Raw genomic sequence first — 18,068 nt, forward strand, 5'->3', positions numbered from 1 at the left:
GCAGGGCGCGGATTGCGCTCCGCAGGACGCCGCGGGTGGCAGGAGACCCAAGGTGTCGCAACGTGATGCCCCGTCGGCCGAATCGGCTGCGCCGTGCGTCGTGCTGCGCAATGACGAGGAGCAGTACGCGATCTGGCCCGCCGGTCGCCGGATCCCGGCCGGATGGCGCCGGGTGGGCGGGCCGGCGACCGCCGCCTGGTGCGCGGGCCTGGTGGACCGCCAGTGGACCGACATGCGCCCCGCGAGCACCCGCGCCGGGTGGCGGCCCCCGGCCCCGGGGCCGGGCACCGTGCCCGAGCTGGTCCGGGAGTGGGCGCGGCGTGAGCCGTCCGCGGACGCGGTGCTCTCGGACGCGGGCCGCCTCAGCTACGCCGAGCTGACCGGACGCGCCGACCGGCTTGCCCACGAGCTGCGCGCGTCGGGCGTCGGCGCGGAGTCCCTCGTCACCGTGTGCCTCGACCGTGTGCCCGAGCTGGTCGTCGCGCTGCTGGCGGTGTTGAGCTCCGGCGGTGCGTTCCTGCCCCTCGACCCGGCGACTCCGCGGCAGCGGCTGGTGGGACTGGTAGGAGAGACCGGTTCACGCCTCATCGTCTCGAGCCGCGAGCACGCCCCGATCTTCGCCGGGTGCCAGGCGCGGATCGTCCATGCCGGGGAGGTGGCCCCGCAGACTCCGCTGGAGGGACCGCGGCCGGCCCCCGGCCCGCGGCCGGACGACCTCGCCTACGTGATCTACACCTCCGGATCCACCGGGCCCCCCAAGGGTGTGATGATCACCCACAGGTCGCTGACCCATTCCCTCACCGCGGTGGCCGGGGCGTACCAACTGACGCCCGGCGACCGCGTGCTGCACGCGGCGGCCCTCGGCTTCGACACGTCGCTGGAGCAGATCTTCGCCACGCTGATCAGCGGTGCGACGCTCGTGCTCGCGGGAACACACGCCTGGGCGCCCACCGACCTGCTGCACCGCCTCCCGGAGCACGGGATCACCGTCGCCGACCTGACCCCGGCCTACTGGCGGCAGCTGGTCTCCGCCGCTGACCGCGGCGAGCGCATGGCATCGCTCAGGCTCGCCATCGTCGGCGGCGAGATCGTCACTGCGAAGGACTGCCGGGCCGTTCTGCGCCGGGTCCCCGGCGCGCGGCTCATCAATGCCTACGGGCTCACCGAGACCACCATCACCTCCACGCTCTGCGACCTGAACGAGGAGGTGCTCACCGCGCCCGACACCGCAGTCGCCCCGGTCGGCAGGCCCCTGGAGGGCAGTCACGTCCACGTGCTCGACGCCGAACTGCACCCGGTGCGACCGGGCGAGCGCGGCGAGATCTACATCGGCGGCCGGGGGCTGGCCCGCGGTATCTGGCGGCAACCCGCCCTGACCGCACGGCAGTTCCTGCCCGACCCGCACGGCTTGGCGCAGGGGGACCGGATGTATCGCACCGGGGATCTGGGCCGTCGGCGCCCGGACGGCCACCTGGAGGTCCTGGGCCGGGTCGACGACCAGCTGAAGATCCGCGGGTTCCGGGTCGACCCGGCCGAGGTCGAGGCCGCGCTCGTCTCCCTCCCGGAGATCAGCCAGGCGATGGTCGTGGCCCGGGCGCGCGACGATGGCGACCGGGACCTCGTCGCGTACTGCACAACGGCCTCACCACGGGAGGACGGCGAGGCGACACGGCGCGCTCGGCTGCGGGCGGCACTCGGCGAGGTCCTGCCGGGCTACATGATCCCGGCGGCTTTCCACACGGTGGAGCGGCTGCCCGTCACGCCAGGCGGAAAGCTCGACCGCCGGGCCGTGCTGGAACCCGCGGCCACGGCGCCGGTGACGGTCGGCGCCCACGACCGTCCGGTGCCGCAGGGCATGGCCCAGTTGTGGGGACGGATCCTGGGCGTCGACTACGTCCATCCGCACGACGACTTCTTCGAGCTGGGCGGCAACTCGCTGCTGGTCATGGAGATGCTCGCCCGGACCCGGGTCATCTTCGGCATCGGCGTCACGCAGATCCGCGACCTGACCCGTTCTCTGCTGCGGCATCCGACGCTTGCCGCCTTCGCCGAGGCCGTGCGCCAGGCGCGGGCGGGCACCTTGGCCCCCCCGGCCGGCGGCAGCATCTACTTCGCCGCCGAGGCCGATCGGCGCGTTCCGACGGTGGGCCACCACGCGCCGGCTCCCGACCCCAGCCACCCCCGCGACGTCCTCCTCACCGGGGCGACCGGGTTCTGCGGCGCGCACATGATCGACGAGCTGCTGAGCATCACGACAGGACGGGTGCTGTGCCTGGTCAGGGCCTCCGACGAGCAGCACGGCATGGAGCGGATCCGCGCCAGCCACCAGCGGCACGTCCACCGCGATCTGTCCAGCGCCCGCATCCAGCCGGTCATCGGCGACCTGGGCAAGCCCCTCCTGGGGCTGTCACCCGGCCACTTCGAGGAGCTGGGATCGACCATCGACGCCGTCTACCACTTCGGCGGCCAGGTCAACTTCATTTACCCGTACCACGAGTTGTGCGCGGCCAACGTCGACGGCACCCACGAGATCATCCGCCTGGCCGCGAGCCGGGCCGTCCCCGTCCACTTCACCTCCAGCATGGCGGTGCTGGCCGGATTCGGGCCGGCCGGGGTGCGCGAGGTGACGGAGAGCACGCCGCTGCGCTTCCCCGAGTATCTGTCGGTGGGGTACGTGGAGACCAAATGGGTCGGCGAGGCGCTGCTGAAGAAGGCGTCCGACGCAGGGCTGCCGGTCGCCGTCTACCGCTTGATGGACGTCACGGGCAGCAGCGGAACCGGCGTGATGAACACCGGCAGCGAGATGGCCGCCCTCATCGGCTTCATCGCGCGGACCGGGCTGTGCCCCGACGTTCCGCTGCCGCTGGACTTCCTGCCGGCCGACTGCCTCACGCGTGCGCTCGGCCACATCTCCACCCGCCATCCTGCGCGCGGCCAGGTCTACCACCTCACCAATCCGCGTCCCGCGCTGCTGGATTCGCTCACCGAGCGCCTGCGCGAGCGGGGTTACCCGGTCCGGGAGATGCCGTACGAGGAGTGGATCGCGGCCTTGGTGACGTACGCGGCCGGGCATCCCACCGACCCGATCACCCCGTTCGTCCCGCTCTTCGTCGACCGGTGTGCGCTCGCCGACATCACCGTGAGCGAGATGTACTTCCAGGGCGTCTTCCCGGAGTTCACCCGCGGCAACGCCGAACAGGCGCTGGCGGATGCCCGGATCGACATACCCCCCGTCGACGTGGAGATGATCGACCGCCACATCGACTTCCTCCGACAGGCCGACTACGTCCGGCCGGTGACAGGCCAGGAGCAGGGAGCGCCATGGTGGTGAGCCGATGCCCTGGCTGGGAGGCGCTGGACGTGCTGGAAGCGGCGCCCGACGCTCCGGTTGCCTTCTGCGCCGACCTCTCGCCCGCCTGCCTGCTGGCGGCGTACCGCACCGGGGTCTATCCGTTCCCGGCGTCCGACGAGTACGTCCGCGCCCTCAACGAGGCGATGTTCGCCGACCAGGTCCAGGAGGGCCGCATCCGTCTCGTGGGGGAGGAGCCGGACGACCCCTACGCCGTCTCCTGGTGGTCGCCGGACCCCAGACCGGTGGTGCCCGTCTCGGCCGCACACGTCAGCCGGAGCCTCGCCCGGCGGCTGCGCAGCCGCCTTGACTGGACGACCAGCCTCGACCGGCGGTTCGAGCAGGTCGTCCGCGAGTGCGGCGCCGGCCGCACCCCCCTGTGGCTCACCGAAGAGCTGATCGCAAGCCTGGTCCGCCTCCACGATCTGGGTCATGCCCACAGCGTCGAGGTGTGGGAGGAGGGCGATCTGGTCGGCGGCGTCTTCGGCCTCCAGGTCGGATCGGTCTTCAGCATGGACTCGATGTTCTTCCGCCGTCCCGGCGCCTCGAAGGTCGCGGTGGCCGACCTCGCGGCGCGCTTCGCACAGGCCGGCGGCGTGCTGCTCGACGCTCAGCGGGACAGCCCGCACGTCCGCAGCCTGGGCGGCGTTCTCGTACCGCGAGAGCAGTACGTGCGACACCTGCGCCGCAGCGCGCGCGACAGCCCCCCGATGCCCACAGATCCCCTGCCGGCCCGTCGCCTCGTCCGGCCGACGGGATCGCGCTGACCGCGTGCGGAGCGCTGCCGTGCCGTTCCGAGGTGTGCGGGCCCACCGGGGCACTGTCGTCGGACGTACGTCGTCGTTCCTTCACGCAGGCCCGGCGGTGTGGCCATGGGCCCCTTGCCGCAGGACGAGCTCGCCCTCCTCCACCGTCATCGGCCGGGCGAACAGGTATCCCTGTCCGTACCGGCAGCCGATGTCGGCCAGCAGGTCCCGTTGCACCCGCTCCTCGATCCCCTCGGCGATCACCTCCAGCCCGAGCGTGTCGGCGAGGCGGACGATGCCCTCGACCAGGGCCACCTGCTGCGGGTCCCGCGGGATGTCGTCGATGAACGTCTTGTCGATCTTGAGTACGTCGATGGGGAAGTCCCGAAGGTAGCGCAGCGAGGCGTAACCGGTGCCGAAGTCGTCGATCGCGATGCGCACGCCGATCTCCTTCAGCTCCCGGATGAGCGTGTCGATCTGGTCGGTCCGCTGCATGAGCACCGATTCGGTGAGTTCCAGCTGCAGCGTGCCCGGGACCAGACCGGAGGCGTCGACGGACCTGCAGACCTCGTCCAGAAAGCTCATGTCGCGCCACTGCCGGGCGGACACGTTGACGCTGAGGTACGGCGGTGCGGGCAGTCGGACGCGCCGCTGCAGCCGGGCGATGTCGGCCGTGGCATGGCGCAGCACCCAGGCGCCCAGTATCGAGATGTGCCCGGATTCCTCGGCCAGCGGGATGAACTGCCCCGGCGGGACCGGTCCGCTGGACAGACCCGGCCAGCGGGCCAGTGCCTCGAAGCCCACGACCTGGTCTGCGGCGATATCCACCACGGGCTGGTAGCGCAGGGTGAACTCCCCCCTGGCGATCGCTCCGTTCAGCTGCGCCCGGAGGTCGTGGCGCTCGACCAGGCGGACACGCTGCTGGGGCTGGAAACGGCGCCACTGTCGCTTTCCGGCGGCCTTGGCGGCATACAGGGCCAGATCGGCGAGCGCCAGGAGTTCGTCGGCGTCAGTGGTGTCCTGGGCAGTGGCCACGCCTATGCTGCCGGAGACGCTCACCGAGTCCTCAGCAAGCTGGAAGGGCCGGTTCAGGGTCTGGATCACCTGAGCGGCCAGCAACTCGGCGTCGAGGGGCTGCTTGGCGTCCTCCATCAGCACCGCGAACTCGTCGCCACCCAGCCGAGCCGCCGTGTCGGTACGGCGCAGGGCCCCCGACAGGCGCTCCGCCACGGCGCACAGCAGCCGGTCGCCGACCGCGTGCCCGCGCGTGTCGTTGACGATCTTGAAGTCGTCCAGGTCGATGAAGAGCAGGCATGTGATCGCCGACTCGCGCCGGCCGCGCAGCAGCGCGCGCTCGGTCCGCTCCAGCAGCAGCGTCCGGTTGGGCAGACCGGTCAGGGGGTCGTGGAAGGCGCGCTGCGTGAGCTCGTGCTCCAGCCGACGCTGCTCGGTGACGTCCCGCAGGGTGATGACCAGACCGCCCACGGTCCGGTCCTGCCGCAGGTCACGGCAGCGCACCTCCACCTCGATGCGGCTCGAATCCCGTACCACCCACCAGTGGTCGTGCGCTTCCTGCCGTGCCTCATCCAGCAGGCTCGTCAGCGCGCGGTTCACCCGGTCGCGCTCCTGGGGATCGACAAGTGCCTGCAGTTCGGTGCCGACCAGGTCGGCGCTGCCGAACAGGACGCGCGCGGACGGACTGGCATAACGGACGGTCGTGTCCTCGTCGACGATGAGGATGACGTCCGAGGCGTTGTGCACCAGGGTGCGGAAGTACGCCTCGCTCTCCTTGCGGGTGATCTCCCGCCGCAGCGCGATGCGTTCCGCCACCAACCTCGCGTGCGAGGCCAGGATCTCGAGCGAGCCGCGCATCTCGGCGAGTTGCTGCTCAGGGCCGGCTGCCAGCAGCACGCCCGAGGGCCCGCCGTCGGTTGGCCGGTCGGGCCGGTCCATGGGGCAGATCAGGGCGGTCGGCAGATCCGCGAGCCGCGCGGCGATGTCCGGCCCGAGCGCGGCGACGGGCACCATGAGGGCGCGGTGCCGGGCGAGGCTGCCCTGCCCGCTCGGAAGGCCGGGCTCACCACCGTTCAGACGCGTGTACAGGTCCTGGGCGTGCTGGGCCGACAGGACCAAGGTCGCGTGCCGGACGCTCGGTCCGAACAGCGCGGTGACCGCCGTGTCGCAGGCCCGCGCGACCTCCTCCGGCCAGAACGCACCCACCAGTGATGCGGACGCCGCGCGCAGTGCCTGTTCCCGCGCCACGGCCTTGCGGTGCGCCACGACCATCACGGCGAGCCGCAGGATCACCAGCACGAACAGCGCGGCGGAGAACGCGGCCAGCACTGTCGCGTCGTGCACGGTGCCCGCGCTCTCCTCGTGGACCAGGATCGCGGGCGGAATCAGTGTGGCCGCTGTGAGCAGCAGCAGGCGACGCCAGGGCGGAAACAGGGACTGCCACTGCGACCGGGGCTCCGACGCGGTCAGCTGCGTCATGGAGGGGTGGAGCGCGGCCAGTCCCCAGGCCGTGCAGAAGACGATCCGGCCGGAGTCCAGCAGGGTGTCCGCCTGCCCCATCTCGTTGAGCCGCAGGATCCCGTAGGCGATGTCGAAGCTCAGCAGTGTGCTCGTGCCCAGGACGAGCAACTGCACGGCGCGTTGGCGGCCGGGCCCGGGTCTGGGGGCGAGCAGCCGGACCAGCATCGCGAGCACCAGGACATCCCCGAGCGGGTAGGCCACGCTGATCGCATGCTGCTGCCAGGTGAGGCCCTCGAGCCGGACCAGCGGCTGCACCAAGTAGACCCACACCGGTAGCGCGAGCCCGGCCGTGACGATCAGCGCGTCGAGCAGGCTGGGCAGATCACGACCCGCCCGGCGGTAGCGCACCAGCCCGAACAGTCCCGCGGTGAGGAGAGGGTACCCGGCGAGGGAGCAGACGTCGGACGGGGACGTGAACGAGTTCGACGCGTGAAAGTACGTCTCCCGCACGTTGGAGTAGGTGCCCCCCGCGGCGAAGGCCAGCAGCCCGGCGGCGAGGACCCACCACGGCCAGCGATGCGCGGGCCGGTGGATCCGCACACCGGTCAGGACGGCGACGACACCCGCCAGGGCTATGACGGCCCACACCGGCGCCCGCATGTCCGGAACGGTCAGGTATACGCCGGTGAGGGGGCCGACCAGGGCAATGTGGGCTGCCATCAGGCGGTGGGCCAGCAACAAGGGCAAGCACCCCGAATCGGTGGCGACCGAAATGCGCGGTATATGCCAACTTGGGCTTTCTGTACCGATCATAAGGCGTGACCGGCATGCGCCGCATGTCGTCCTGCTGTGGGGCGCGCGCGGAAGCGTCAGCGCGAGCGAGGTCCCGGCCGTCCCGGCGTCGGCCGGCCGTACGGGCCTCTCGCTGACGGTCGGAAGCCGCAAGGGGGTGCTACTGCTGCGCCGCCGGGCGCCGGGCCGAGTCGGCGTAGCCGCGCGGGTTGAGCCGCTGGAAGTGCCAGGCATCCCGGCACATGTCGGCGAGGTCCCGGACGGGGCCCCAGCCCCAGGCGCGCCGTACGGCGGACGAGTCGGCGACGAGTGCGGCAACGTCGCCGGGGCGGCGCGGCACGATCTCGTACGGGATGGGTCTGCCGCATGCCCTGGTGAACGCGGCGACGACGTCGAGGACCGAGTTGCCGTGGCCCAGGCCGAGGTTGTACACGTGCATGCCCGGGGCGTCGCCGAAGTGGTCGAGGGCGACGCGGTGTGCTTCTACGGTGTCCATGACGTGGATGTAGTCGCGAATCGCGGTGCCGTCGTGCGTGGGATAGTCCCCGCCGTACACGCTCAGCCGTTCCCGCCTGCCGATGGCCACCTGCGCCAGGTACGGCATCAGGTTCCCGGGCGTGCCGTGCGGGTCCTCCCCGAGCAGTCCGCTGGGGTGGGCGCCGACCGGGTTGAAGTATCTCAGGCACAGCACGGTGTACTCGGGTCGTCGGCGGCAGACGTCGGCGAGGATCTGCTCGCAGACCCACTTGGAGGCGGCGTAGGGATTGGTGGGCCGGGCGGGGGTGGATTCGTCGAGCGGCCCCGTCCCCGCCTCGCCGTAGACGGAGCAGGACGAGGAGTACACGAGCTGGTGCACTCCGTGCTCGTGCATGGTCCGCAGCAGGGCCGTCATGCCGCCCACGTTCGTGTCGTAGTACTCGATGGGCGTGCTCGTCGATGCGCTCACGGACTTCAGGGAGGCGAAGTGCATCACCGCGTCCACCGCGTGCCGGTCGAAAACGGCCGAGAGGGCCTGCCGGTCGCGGATGTCCAACTCGTAGACATCACCGACGAAGCGTCCGGCGATCCGCTCCACGCGCGCGAAGACCTGCGGCGTGCTGTTGGAGTAGTCATCGACCACGATCACCTCGTAGCCGTGGTCGAGCAGATCGACGCACGCGTGGCTCCCGATGAAACCGGCCCCGCCGGTGATCAGGACTGTTGTCGGTGCGCTCATGGACCCGGCTCCCTCGAACGTCGTACGCTTACGACGTATACACGACTTTCCTCCTTTCGTTTCCTTGAGTCAAGGTCCGGACGTCAGGCCCTGACCAGCAACTGGAAATCAAACGCATACCGCGACGCCCGGTAGATGTGCGTCCCGTACTCCACCGGCCGCCCAGTGTCGTCGTACGCCGTGCGCTGCATGGTGAGCAGTGCGGCGCCCTCCTGTTCGTCCAGGCGGGACGCCTCCGTCGCGGTGGCCGAGCGGGCGCCGATGGTCTGGTGGGCGCTGTGCAGGGTGATGCCGGCCGAGCGCATCATGCGGTACAGGCCGGTCGACTCCAGGCGGGCGCTGTCGAGGTCCAGCAGCGTCGCCGGGAGGTAGTTGGACAGGAGGGCGACCGGCTGGCCGTGCGTGCAGCGCAGTCGTTCCAGGGCGATGACGTCGCTGCCCTCGGTGAGACCGAGGGCGGCCGCCACGTCGGGGGACGCCGGTACCGGCTCGTTGCGCACCACCTTCGTGGTCGGGCCCTGCCCGGCTGCCTCCAGGTCGTCGTAGAGGCTGCTCAGCTCCAGCGGGCGCTTGACCTGGCTGTGCACGACCTGGGTGCCGACGCCGCGCCGCCGGACCAGCAGTCCCTTGTCGACGAGGGACTGGATGGCCTGGCGGACGGTGGGGCGGGACAGGCCCAGGCGTACGGAGAGGTCGACCTCGTTGCCCAGGAGGCTGCCCGGGGCGAGGACCCCGTGCTCGATCGCCTCCTCCAGCTGCTGCGCGAGCTGATAGTAGAGCGGCACCGGACTGCCGCGGTCCAGGGCGAAGTCCAGCGTGCTGAGCGCGGGGGCGCTCCCGGCACGTGTGCGGTCACTGGTCTTCGCCATGGACGTACTTCCCAACTGAGGGCGCGGCAGGGTCAGGAGTTGCTCGGGAAACCGAGGTTGATGCCCGCGTCGGCCGGGTCCGGCCAGCGGGTGGTGATGACCTTGCCCTGGGTGTAGAAGGCGATGCCGTCGTTGCCGTAGATGTGCAGGTCGCCGAAGAGGGAGTCCTTCCAGCCGCCGAAGGAGTGGTAGCCGACGGGGACCGGGATCGGGACGTTCACGCCGACCATGCCCGCCTTGACCTCCAGCTGGAAGCGGCGGGCGGCGCCGCCGTCCCGGGTGAAGATCGCGGTGCCGTTGCCCCAGCGGGAGGAGTTGATCAGCTGGATGGCCTCCTCGTAGGTCTCCGCGCGGACCACGCACAGCACCGGGCCGAAGATCTCGTCCTTGTACGCGTCCGCCGTGACCGGCACGCGGTCCAGGAGGGACACGCCCAGGAAGAAGCCGTCAGCGCATTCAGGGTGGCCGTCGACCGTGTAGCCCGTGCCGTCGACGACGACCTCGGCGCCCTGCCCGGCCGCGCTCGCCACGTACGACGCCACCTTGTCGCGGTGCTCGCGGGTGATCAGCGGGCCCATCTCCGAGGCGGGGTCGTTGCCGGGGCCGATCTTCAGGTTCTTCGCGCGCTCGGCGATCTTGCCGACCAGCTCGTCACCCGTGTCGCCGACCGCGACCACGACGGAGACGGCCATGCAGCGCTCGCCCGCCGAGCCGTACGCGGCGTTGATCGCCTGGTCGGCGGCGAAGTCCAGGTCGGCGTCCGGCAGGACCAGCATGTGGTTCTTGGCGCCGCCCAGAGCCTGCACGCGCTTGCCGTGCTCGACCGCCCGGGCCTGGATGTACTTGGCGATCGGCGTCGAGCCGACGAAGGAGACGGCCTCCACGTCCGGGTGCTCCAGGAGACGGTCGACGGCCACCTTGTCGCCCTGGACGACGTTCAGCACGCCCTCGGGCAGGCCCGCCTCGGTGGCCAGTTCCGCCAGCCGGTACGACGCCGACGGGTCCTTCTCGCTGGGCTTGAGCACGAACGTGTTGCCGCACGCGATGGCCAGCGGGAACATCCACATCGGCACCATCGCCGGGAAGTTGAACGGCGTGATGCCCGCGACCACGCCGAGCGGCTGGCGGATCGAGGCGACGTCGACCCGGGTGGAGACCTGCGTGGACAGCTCGCCCTTGAGCTTCTCGGAGATGCCGCAGGCCAGCTCGACGATCTCCATGCCCCGCGCGACCTCGCCGAGCGCGTCGGAGTGCACCTTGCCGTGCTCCGCGGTGATCAGCTCGGCGATCTCGTCGCGGTGGGCGTCCAACAGCTCGCGGTACTTGAACAGGATCGCGGTGCGCTTGGCCAGGGACACCGTGCCCCAGCTCTGATACGCGGCGCTGGCGGAGGCGACCGCGGCGTCCACCTCGTCGACGGTCGCGAACGCGACCTGCTTCTCCTGGGCGCCGGTGGCCGGATTGTAGACGGCGCCGAAGCGGCCGGAGGTGCCCTCGACGGGCTTGCCGTCGATCCAGTGGGTGATGTTCTGCATGGTGCGGGGCCTTTCGGGAGCGGGGGAGTTCAGAGGTGGTGGCGGCGTCCGGCGAGGTGGTGGTCGTAGCGCTCGCGGGCCTCGACCGCCGCCTCGCGGGAGGCGGCCTCGGCCACGGGAACGTCCCACCAGGCCTGAGGGCCGGGGGAGGTGGGGTTCATGATGTCCGTCTCGACGTACACGCAGGTCGGCCGGTCGGAGGCGCGGGCAGTAGCCAGCGCCGCGCGCAGCTCGCGCACCGTCTTGGCGCGCAGGACGTCCATGCCGAGGCTGGCCGCGTTGGCGGCCAGGTCCACCGGGAGCGGGGCGCCGCTGAAGGTGCCGTCGGCGGACCGGTAGCGGTAGTCGGTGCCGAAGCGCTCGCCGCCGGTCTCGGCCGACAGCCCGCCGATGGAGGCGTAGCCGTGGTTCTGGATCAGAACGATGTTGACCGGCAGCCCCTCCTGGACCGCGGTGACGATCTCCGTCGGCATCATCAGGTAGGTGCCGTCGCCGACCAGCGACCACACGACCGTGTCCGGGGCGGCCTGCTGGATGCCGATGCCGGCCGGGATCTCGTAGCCCATGCAGGAGTAGCCGTACTCCAGGTGGTACTGGCGCGGGCTGCGGGAACGCCACAGCTTGTGCAGGTCGCCCGGGAGCGAACCGGCCGCGTTGATCACCACGTCGTCGTCGCCGACGACCGCGTCCAGCGCGCCGAGCACCTGCGTCTGGGTCGGCACCGCGCTCTCGTCGTCGGCCCGGTAGGCGGCCTCGACGACCTGGTCCCAGCGCTCCTTGCCGGCGCGGTACTCGGCCTCGTACGCGTCCGCCACGCGGTGGTCGGCCAGCGCCTGCGTCAGACCCGTGAGCCCTGTCCGCGCGTCGCAGACGAGCGTGCTCGCCGACAGCTTGTGCGCGTCGAAGGCGGTGATGTTGAGGTTCAGGAACCGCACGTCCGGGTTCTGGAACAGCGTGCCGGAGGCCGTGGTGAAGTCGGAGTAGCGGGTGCCGACACCGATCACCAGGTCGGCGGCGCGGGCGATGTCGTCGCTGACCGACGTGCCGGTGTGGCCGATGCCGCCCAGATCGGCCGGGTGGTCGTAGCGCAGGGAGCCCTTGCCCGCCTGGGTGGAGGCGACCGGGATGCCGGTGGCCTCCACGAACGACTTCAGTGCGGCCTCGGCCTCGCTGTGGTGGACGCCGCCGCCCGCGACGATCAGCGGGCGCTCGGCGGCCCGGATCGCCTCGACGGCCGCCGTCAGCTCCACCGGGTCGGGCGCGGGGCGCCGTACGTACCAGACGCGCTCGGCGAAGAACTCCTCCGGCCAGTCGTACGCCTCCGCCTGCACGTCCTGGGGGAGGGCCAGCGTCACCGCGCCGGTCTCGGCCGGGTCGGCGAGCACCCGCATGGCTTTCAGGGCCGAGGGGATCAGGGCCTCGGGGCGGGTGACGCGGTCGAAGTACCGGGACACCGGACGCAGCGAGTCGTTCACCGACACGTCCGCCTCGACCGGGTGCTCCAGCTGCTGGAGCAGCGGGTCGGGGGCGTGGCTGGCGAAGTAGTCGCCGGGCAGCAGGAGCACCGGCAGGCGGTTGATCGTCGCCAGGGCGGCGCCCGTGACGAGGTTCGTGGCGCCGGGGCCGATCGACGTCGTCACCGCCTGCGCGGACAGGCGGCCCAGCTGGCGGGCGTAGCCGACCGCCGCGTGCACCATGGCCTGCTCGTTGCGGCCCTGGTGGTACGGCATGACGTCCTCGCCGGCCTCCAGCAGGGCCTGGCCGACGCCGGCCACGTTGCCGTGGCCGAAGATGCCCCAGGTACCGGCGATCAGCCGGCGCCGTACGCCGTCCCGCTCGGTGTACTGGGCGGCCAGGAACCGCACCAGCGCCTGGGCGGTCGTCAGTCGGCGGGTGGAGCTCATCGGGACCTCTCGGGGGCGGTGTAGAGGGGCAGACGGGGGTCGACGGGCTGGTCCGGCCAGGTGCCGCGGATCCAGGCGTGGTCGGGGTGGTCGCAGATCAGCCAGGCGCGCTCGTCCTCCGGGCCCGCCATGACGTTCAGGTAGTACATGTGGTGGCCGGGTGTGGCCATGGACGGACCGTGCCAGCCGTCCGGGATGAGCACGACGTCGCCGTCGCGCACCTCGGCCAGCACGTCCGTGTCGCGGCCCGGACCGGAGGGGGAGACCCGCTGGTAGCCGAGGCCGGGGATGCCGTCGTGCCCGGCGAACTCGAAGTAGTAGATCTCCTCCAGCACGGACTCCTCGCCCGGCCGGTGCTCGTCGTGCTTGTGCGGCGGGAACGACGACCAGTTGCCGCCCGGCGTGATCACCTCGACCGCGATCAGCTTGTCGCAGTCGAAGACCCCGGCCGCGCCGAAGTTGTTGACCTGGCGGGAGCAGTTGCCGGTGCCGCGCAGCTCGACCGGGACCGACTCGGCCGGGCCGTAGCGGGCGGGCAGCCGGCGGGTGCAGCGCGCGCCGGTCAGCGCGAACCGTCCGCCGCCGGTGGACGTCACCGTCGTACGGGCGTCGCGCGGCACGTACGCGAAGTCGCTCACGCCGCTGAAGACGTCCGCGCGGCCGGTCAGCTCGAAGGTGTCGTGGCCGAAGTCGTCGTTGGCGGCGACCGTGCAGCCGCCGCTGAGCGGCACGACGATCCACTCGCTGTCACCGGTCTCGAAGGTGTGCGTGCCGCCAGGGGGCAGCTCCAGGATCCGCAGGCTGGAGTGGCTCCAGCCGGCCTTCTCGGGCGTGACGTCGACGACGTACGGGCCGCCGAGGGCCTTTCCAGCGGGCAGGTGAAACGTCATGGTCTCCTCCGGATCACTACAGGCCGGATCACAACAGGCCGACGGCCGTGTCCACCGCCGTCTCCACGCTGCCCTCGGCCGGGTAGAGCAGCGAACGGCCGACGACCATGCCCTTCACGGTGGGCAGCCGCAGCGCCTTGCGCCAGCGCTCGTAGGCGCCCTCCTGGTCCTTGCCGACCTCGCCGCCGAGCAGCACGGTGGGCAGCGTCGAGGTTTCCATGACCTGCGCCATGTCGTCCGGGTCGTCGGTGACCGGCAGCTTCAGCCAGGTGTAGGCGGAGGTGCCGCCCAGACCGGAGGCGATGGCGATGGACTTGGTGACGGCCTCGGCGGACAGGTCGTTGCGGACCTTGCCGTCGACGCGGCGGGAGATGAACGGCTCGACGAATATCGGCAGCCGGTGCGCGGCCGAGTCGTCGACGGCGCGGGCGGTGGCTTCCAGCGTGGTCAGGGAGCCCGGGTCGGCGTAGTCGATGCGGACCAGCAGCTTGCCCGCGTCGAAGCGGAGCCGGGCGATGTCCTCGGCGCGGTAGCCGGTGAACCGGTCGTCCATCTCGAAGGCGGCGCCGGCCAGGCCTCCGCGGTTCATCGAGCACATGACGACCTTGTTCTCCAGGACTCCGAGCAGCAGCAGATCCTCCAGGATGTCGGCGGTGCCGAGCACCCCGTCGACGCCGGGCCGGGACAGCGCGACGCACAGACGTTCCAGCAGATCCGCCCGGTTGGCCATGGCCAGGCTCCGGTCGCCGACGCCCAGGGCACCGCGGGCCGGATGGTCGGCGGCCACGATCATCAGGCGGCCGCTGTCGCCGACCAGCGGCCGGCGGGCGCGCCGGGCGGCCGCCTCGGCGATCGCCTCGGGGTGCCTCGCCCTGATCGAGACGAGGTCGGGGATGCTGATGCTCAAGACAGGCTCCGTTCGGGGATGGCTCGGGTCAGCGGCGCGCGAGGAGGTCGTCGACCTCGGACTCGGTCGGCATCGCGGAGGAGCAGGCGAGGCGGGAGGCGACGAGGGCGCCGGCCGCGTTGGCGTACCGCATGGTCTTCTCCAGCTCCCAGCCGGCGAGCAGCCCGTGGCACAGGGAGCCGCCGAAGGCGTCGCCCGCGCCGAGGCCGTTGACTACCTCGACCGGCACCGGCGGCACCTCGGCGCGTGTGCCGTCGCGGTGCACGGCCAGCACGCCCTTGGGGCCCTGCTTGACCACGGCCAGCTCGACGCCGGCCTCCAGCAGCGCCTCGGCGCACGCCTGCGGTTCGCGGACGCCGGTGGCGACCTCGCACTCGTCGAGGTTGCCGACCGCGACGGTGACGTGCCGCAGCGCCTCGCGGTAGTACAGGCGGGCCTCCTCCGGCCCGCGGCGGGAGCCGCTGATGTCACTGCTCCAGAACATCGGCCGCCAGTCGAGGTCGAAGATCGTGGTGCCGGCCTTGGCACGCGCCTTGAGGGCGGCGAGCGTGGCGGAGCGGCTCGGCTCCTCGCTCAGGCCGGTGCCGGTGATCCAGAAGATGCGGGCCCCGCGGATCGCGAAGAAGTCCAACTCGTCGGTGTGGATCTCCAGGTCGGGGGCCTTGGGCTGCCGGTAGAAGTACAGCGGGAAGTCGTCCGGCGGGAAGATCTCGCAGAACGTGACCGGCGTCGGGTACGCGGCGACCGGGGTGACCCAGCGGTCGTCGACGCCGAAGCCCTGCAAAGCCTCGTGCAGATAGGTGCCGAAGGGGTCGTCGCCGGTGCGCGTGATCACCGCGGTGCTCCGGCCGAGCCGGGCGGCGGCCACCGCCACGTTGGCGGGCGAACCGCCGAGGAACTTCCCGAAGGACTCCACCTGGGCCAGGGGGACGCCGGTCTGGAGGGGGTAGATGTCCACCCCGATGCGGCCCATCGTGATCAGGTCGAATTGCTGGGTTGACTCGGCCATGAACGACGCTCCTCTGGACTGGGCGGGGGCCTGCCGCCTCCCAGGTGTAGATCCTGCGGGCACATGCTGTCAATACTTTGTACTGACATTCGGACCTGCACGTGAAATGATGTCTTAACAAAGTATTGACACCGGGCGTGGCAGAGGCTTGGATCCCGTGGCATCGCAACAACCGTTGTGCGGCATCATGATCCGGACCCGTAAGGCTCCGGGACCACGGATCCTCTTGTGATCCCCCCTTTCCCCCGCATAGCACAGTGAGGTGCCAGGAAAGATGGACCGCTCTTCTCACCCCCGCCGCTCCCGCAGGCTCGTTCCCGTCGTAGCCGTGGCCGCGGCAGCCGCCCTGACCCTCGCCGGATGCTCCAGCAGTTCCGGGGGCAAGAAGTCCGAGGAAGGCGGGGCCAACGCCTCCGCCGGCAAGGCGAACACGCCCCGCATGACCGTCGCGCTCGTCACGCACCAGGCGCCCGGTGACACCTTCTGGGACACCGTACGCAAGGGCGCCGAGGCCGCCGCGGCCAAGGACAACATCAAGCTCATCTACTCCGCGGACCCGAACGCGGGCAACCAGGCCACCCTGGTGCAGAACGCGATCGACCAGAAGGTCGACGGCATCGCGGTCACCCTCGCCAAGCCGGACGCCATGAAGAGCGTCGTCGGCAAGGCGGAGCAGGCCGGCATACCCGTCGTCGGCCTCAACTCCGGCCTGAGCGCCTGGAAGAAGCTCAACATGCTGGAGTTCTTCGGCCAGGACGAGTCCGTGGCCGGCGAGGCGTTCGGCAAGAAGCTGAACGAGGTCGGCGCCAAGCACGTCCTGTGCGTCATGCAGGAGCAGGGCAACGTCGGCCTGACCCAGCGCTGCGACGGCGTGGCGAAGACCTTCAACGGCAAGACCACCCCCGACAACGTCAACGGCACGGACATGCCGTCGGTGAAGTCGACGATCACCGCCAAGCTGAAGCAGGACCCCTCCATCGACTACGTCGTCACGCTCGGCGCCCCGTTCGCGCTGACCGCGGTGCAGTCGGTGAGCGACGCCGGCAGCAAGGCGAAGGTCGCCACCTTCGACCTCAACAAGCAACTCATCAAGGCCATCCAGGACGGCTCCATCCAGTTCGCCGTCGACCAGCAGCCCTACCTCCAGGGCTACCTGGCCGTCGACGGCCTGTGGCTCTACAAGAACAACGGAAACTACAGCGGCGGCGGTGAGCAGCCCGTGCTGACCGGCCCGGCCTTCGTCGACAAGTCCAACGTCGACAAGATCGCCGAGTTCGCCGCGAAGGGCACCCGGTGATGACCATGACCCAACAGGCTGCGCCGGCGGTGAACACACCGCCGGCCTCCGGCCCCAAGCAAACCGACGGGCGGACGGCGCGGCGCCCCCTGGCGCTCAGACTGCTCGCCCGGCCCGAGGTCGGCGTCTTCCTCGGCGCCGTCGCGGTCTTCGTCTTCTTCCTGGTCGCGGCGCCGTCGCTGCGCCAGGGCAGTTCGATCGCGACCGTCCTCTACCAGGCGTCGACCATCGGGATCATGGTCGTGCCCGTGGCGCTGCTGATGATCGGCGGCGAGTTCGACCTGTCGTCCGGCGTCGCCCCGATCGCCTCGGCGCTGACCGCGAGCATGACCGCCTTCCAGCTGACCCTGAACGTGTGGGTCGGCGTGCTGGTGGCGCTGGCGGTGTCGCTGGCGATCGGCTTCTTCAACGGCTGGCTGCTGGTCAAGACCGGGCTGCCGAGCTTCCTGGTCACCCTGGGCACGTTCATGGGCCTGCAGGGCGTGAACCTCGCGGTGACCAAGCTGGTCACCGGCAACGTGGCCACCGACGACATCAGCGACATGGACGGCTTCGACCAGGCCAAGGCGGTCTTCGCGTCGTCCTTCAACGTCGGTGGCGTCAACGTGAAGATCACCATCATCTGGTGGCTGGTGTTCGCGGCGCTGGCGTCCTGGGTGCTGCTGCGCACCAAGTACGGCAACTGGATCTTCTCCGTCGGCGGGAACAAGGACAGCGCCCGCGCCGTCGGCGTGCCGGTGAACTTCACCAAGATCACGCTCTTCATGCTGGTCGGCTTCGGCGCCTGGTTCGTCGGCATGCACAACCTGTTCCAGTACAACACCGTGCAGTCCGGTGAGGGCGTCGGCAACGAGCTGATCTACATCGCGGCGGCGGTGGTCGGCGGTTGTCTGCTGACCGGTGGCTACGGCACGGTGATCGGCCCGGTCTTCGGTGCGTTCATGTTCGGCCTGGTCAACCAGGGCATCGTGTTCGCCGGCTGGAACCCCGACTGGTTCAAGACCTTCCTCGGCGTGATGCTCGTCGGCGCCACCCTCGTCAATCTGTGGGTCCGCAAGCAAGCGACCCGGAGGTGATCG

Annotated in this window: 12 protein-coding genes; 4 read left to right on the plus strand and 8 right to left on the minus strand. The window is 70.8% G+C overall.

Annotation, left to right across the window (positions count from 1 at the left end; translation table 11 throughout):
* Nucleotides 1-52 precede the first annotated feature (52 nt).
* Nucleotides 53-3,331: an amino acid adenylation domain-containing protein gene (locus tag H8R17_RS48810; protein ID WP_187825505.1), complete on the plus strand. Its 3,279-nt coding sequence runs from the start codon at nt 53-55 to the stop codon at nt 3,329-3,331.
* Complete coding sequence (locus H8R17_RS25300; protein WP_223125447.1) at nt 3,322-4,116, plus strand: leucyl/phenylalanyl-tRNA--protein transferase; 795 nt, start codon at nt 3,322-3,324, stop codon at nt 4,114-4,116. The genes H8R17_RS48810 and H8R17_RS25300 overlap by 10 nt, the downstream gene beginning before the upstream one ends.
* 81 nt (nt 4,117-4,197) lie before the next feature.
* Here the strand turns inward: H8R17_RS25300 and H8R17_RS25305 are convergent, their stop codons facing one another.
* From H8R17_RS25305 to iolC, 8 genes are all read right to left on the minus strand, one after another.
* Nucleotides 4,198-7,290, minus strand: coding sequence for an EAL domain-containing protein (locus H8R17_RS25305; protein WP_187825506.1), 3,093 nt, complete (start codon nt 7,288-7,290; stop codon nt 4,198-4,200).
* Nucleotides 7,291-7,522: 232 nt separating this feature from the next.
* Entirely contained in the window at nt 7,523-8,578 is a 1,056-nt protein-coding gene (gene galE / locus H8R17_RS25310) for a UDP-glucose 4-epimerase GalE (protein WP_187825507.1), read from the minus strand.
* Nucleotides 8,579-8,661: 83 nt separating this feature from the next.
* The gene (locus tag H8R17_RS25315; protein ID WP_187825508.1) at nt 8,662-9,447 is read right to left on the minus strand and encodes a GntR family transcriptional regulator; all 786 of its coding nucleotides are present in this window, start codon (nt 9,445-9,447) and stop codon (nt 8,662-8,664) included.
* A 32-nt stretch (nt 9,448-9,479) separates the two neighbouring features.
* The gene (locus tag H8R17_RS25320; protein WP_187825509.1) at nt 9,480-10,982 is read right to left on the minus strand and encodes a CoA-acylating methylmalonate-semialdehyde dehydrogenase; all 1,503 of its coding nucleotides are present in this window, start codon (nt 10,980-10,982) and stop codon (nt 9,480-9,482) included.
* A gap of 29 nt (nt 10,983-11,011) precedes the next feature.
* Nucleotides 11,012-12,886, minus strand: a complete 1,875-nt coding sequence (gene iolD, locus H8R17_RS25325) for a 3D-(3,5/4)-trihydroxycyclohexane-1,2-dione acylhydrolase (decyclizing) (protein ID WP_187825510.1) — start codon at nt 12,884-12,886, stop codon at nt 11,012-11,014.
* A complete protein-coding gene (gene iolB / locus H8R17_RS25330; protein ID WP_187825511.1) occupies nt 12,883-13,776 on the minus strand; it encodes a 5-deoxy-glucuronate isomerase in 894 nt (297 codons plus the stop codon). Before iolB ends, iolD begins: the two co-directional genes overlap by 4 nt.
* Nucleotides 13,777-13,804: 28 nt before the next feature.
* On the minus strand, nt 13,805-14,683 hold the full coding sequence (locus H8R17_RS25335; RefSeq protein WP_187825512.1) for a deoxyribose-phosphate aldolase: 879 nt from the start codon (nt 14,681-14,683) through the stop codon (nt 13,805-13,807).
* Between the two features lie 28 nt (nt 14,684-14,711).
* Nucleotides 14,712-15,692 (minus strand): 5-dehydro-2-deoxygluconokinase, encoded by a 981-nt coding sequence (iolC, locus tag H8R17_RS25340; protein WP_187825513.1) that lies wholly within the window; start codon nt 15,690-15,692, stop codon nt 14,712-14,714.
* Nucleotides 15,693-15,966: 274 nt separating this feature from the next.
* On the opposite strand from iolC, the gene H8R17_RS25345 reads away from it, so the two are divergent.
* A complete protein-coding gene (locus H8R17_RS25345) occupies nt 15,967-16,989 on the plus strand; it encodes a sugar ABC transporter substrate-binding protein (RefSeq protein WP_187825514.1) in 1,023 nt (340 codons plus the stop codon).
* Nucleotides 16,989-18,065 (plus strand): ABC transporter permease, encoded by a 1,077-nt coding sequence (locus tag H8R17_RS25350; RefSeq protein WP_187825515.1) that lies wholly within the window; start codon nt 16,989-16,991, stop codon nt 18,063-18,065. The genes H8R17_RS25345 and H8R17_RS25350 overlap by 1 nt, the downstream gene beginning before the upstream one ends.
* Nucleotides 18,066-18,068: the final 3 nt, after the last annotated feature.

The sequence above is a fragment of the Streptomyces sp. TRM68367 genome (assembly GCF_014495685.1).
Classification (GTDB): domain Bacteria; phylum Actinomycetota; class Actinomycetes; order Streptomycetales; family Streptomycetaceae; genus Streptomyces.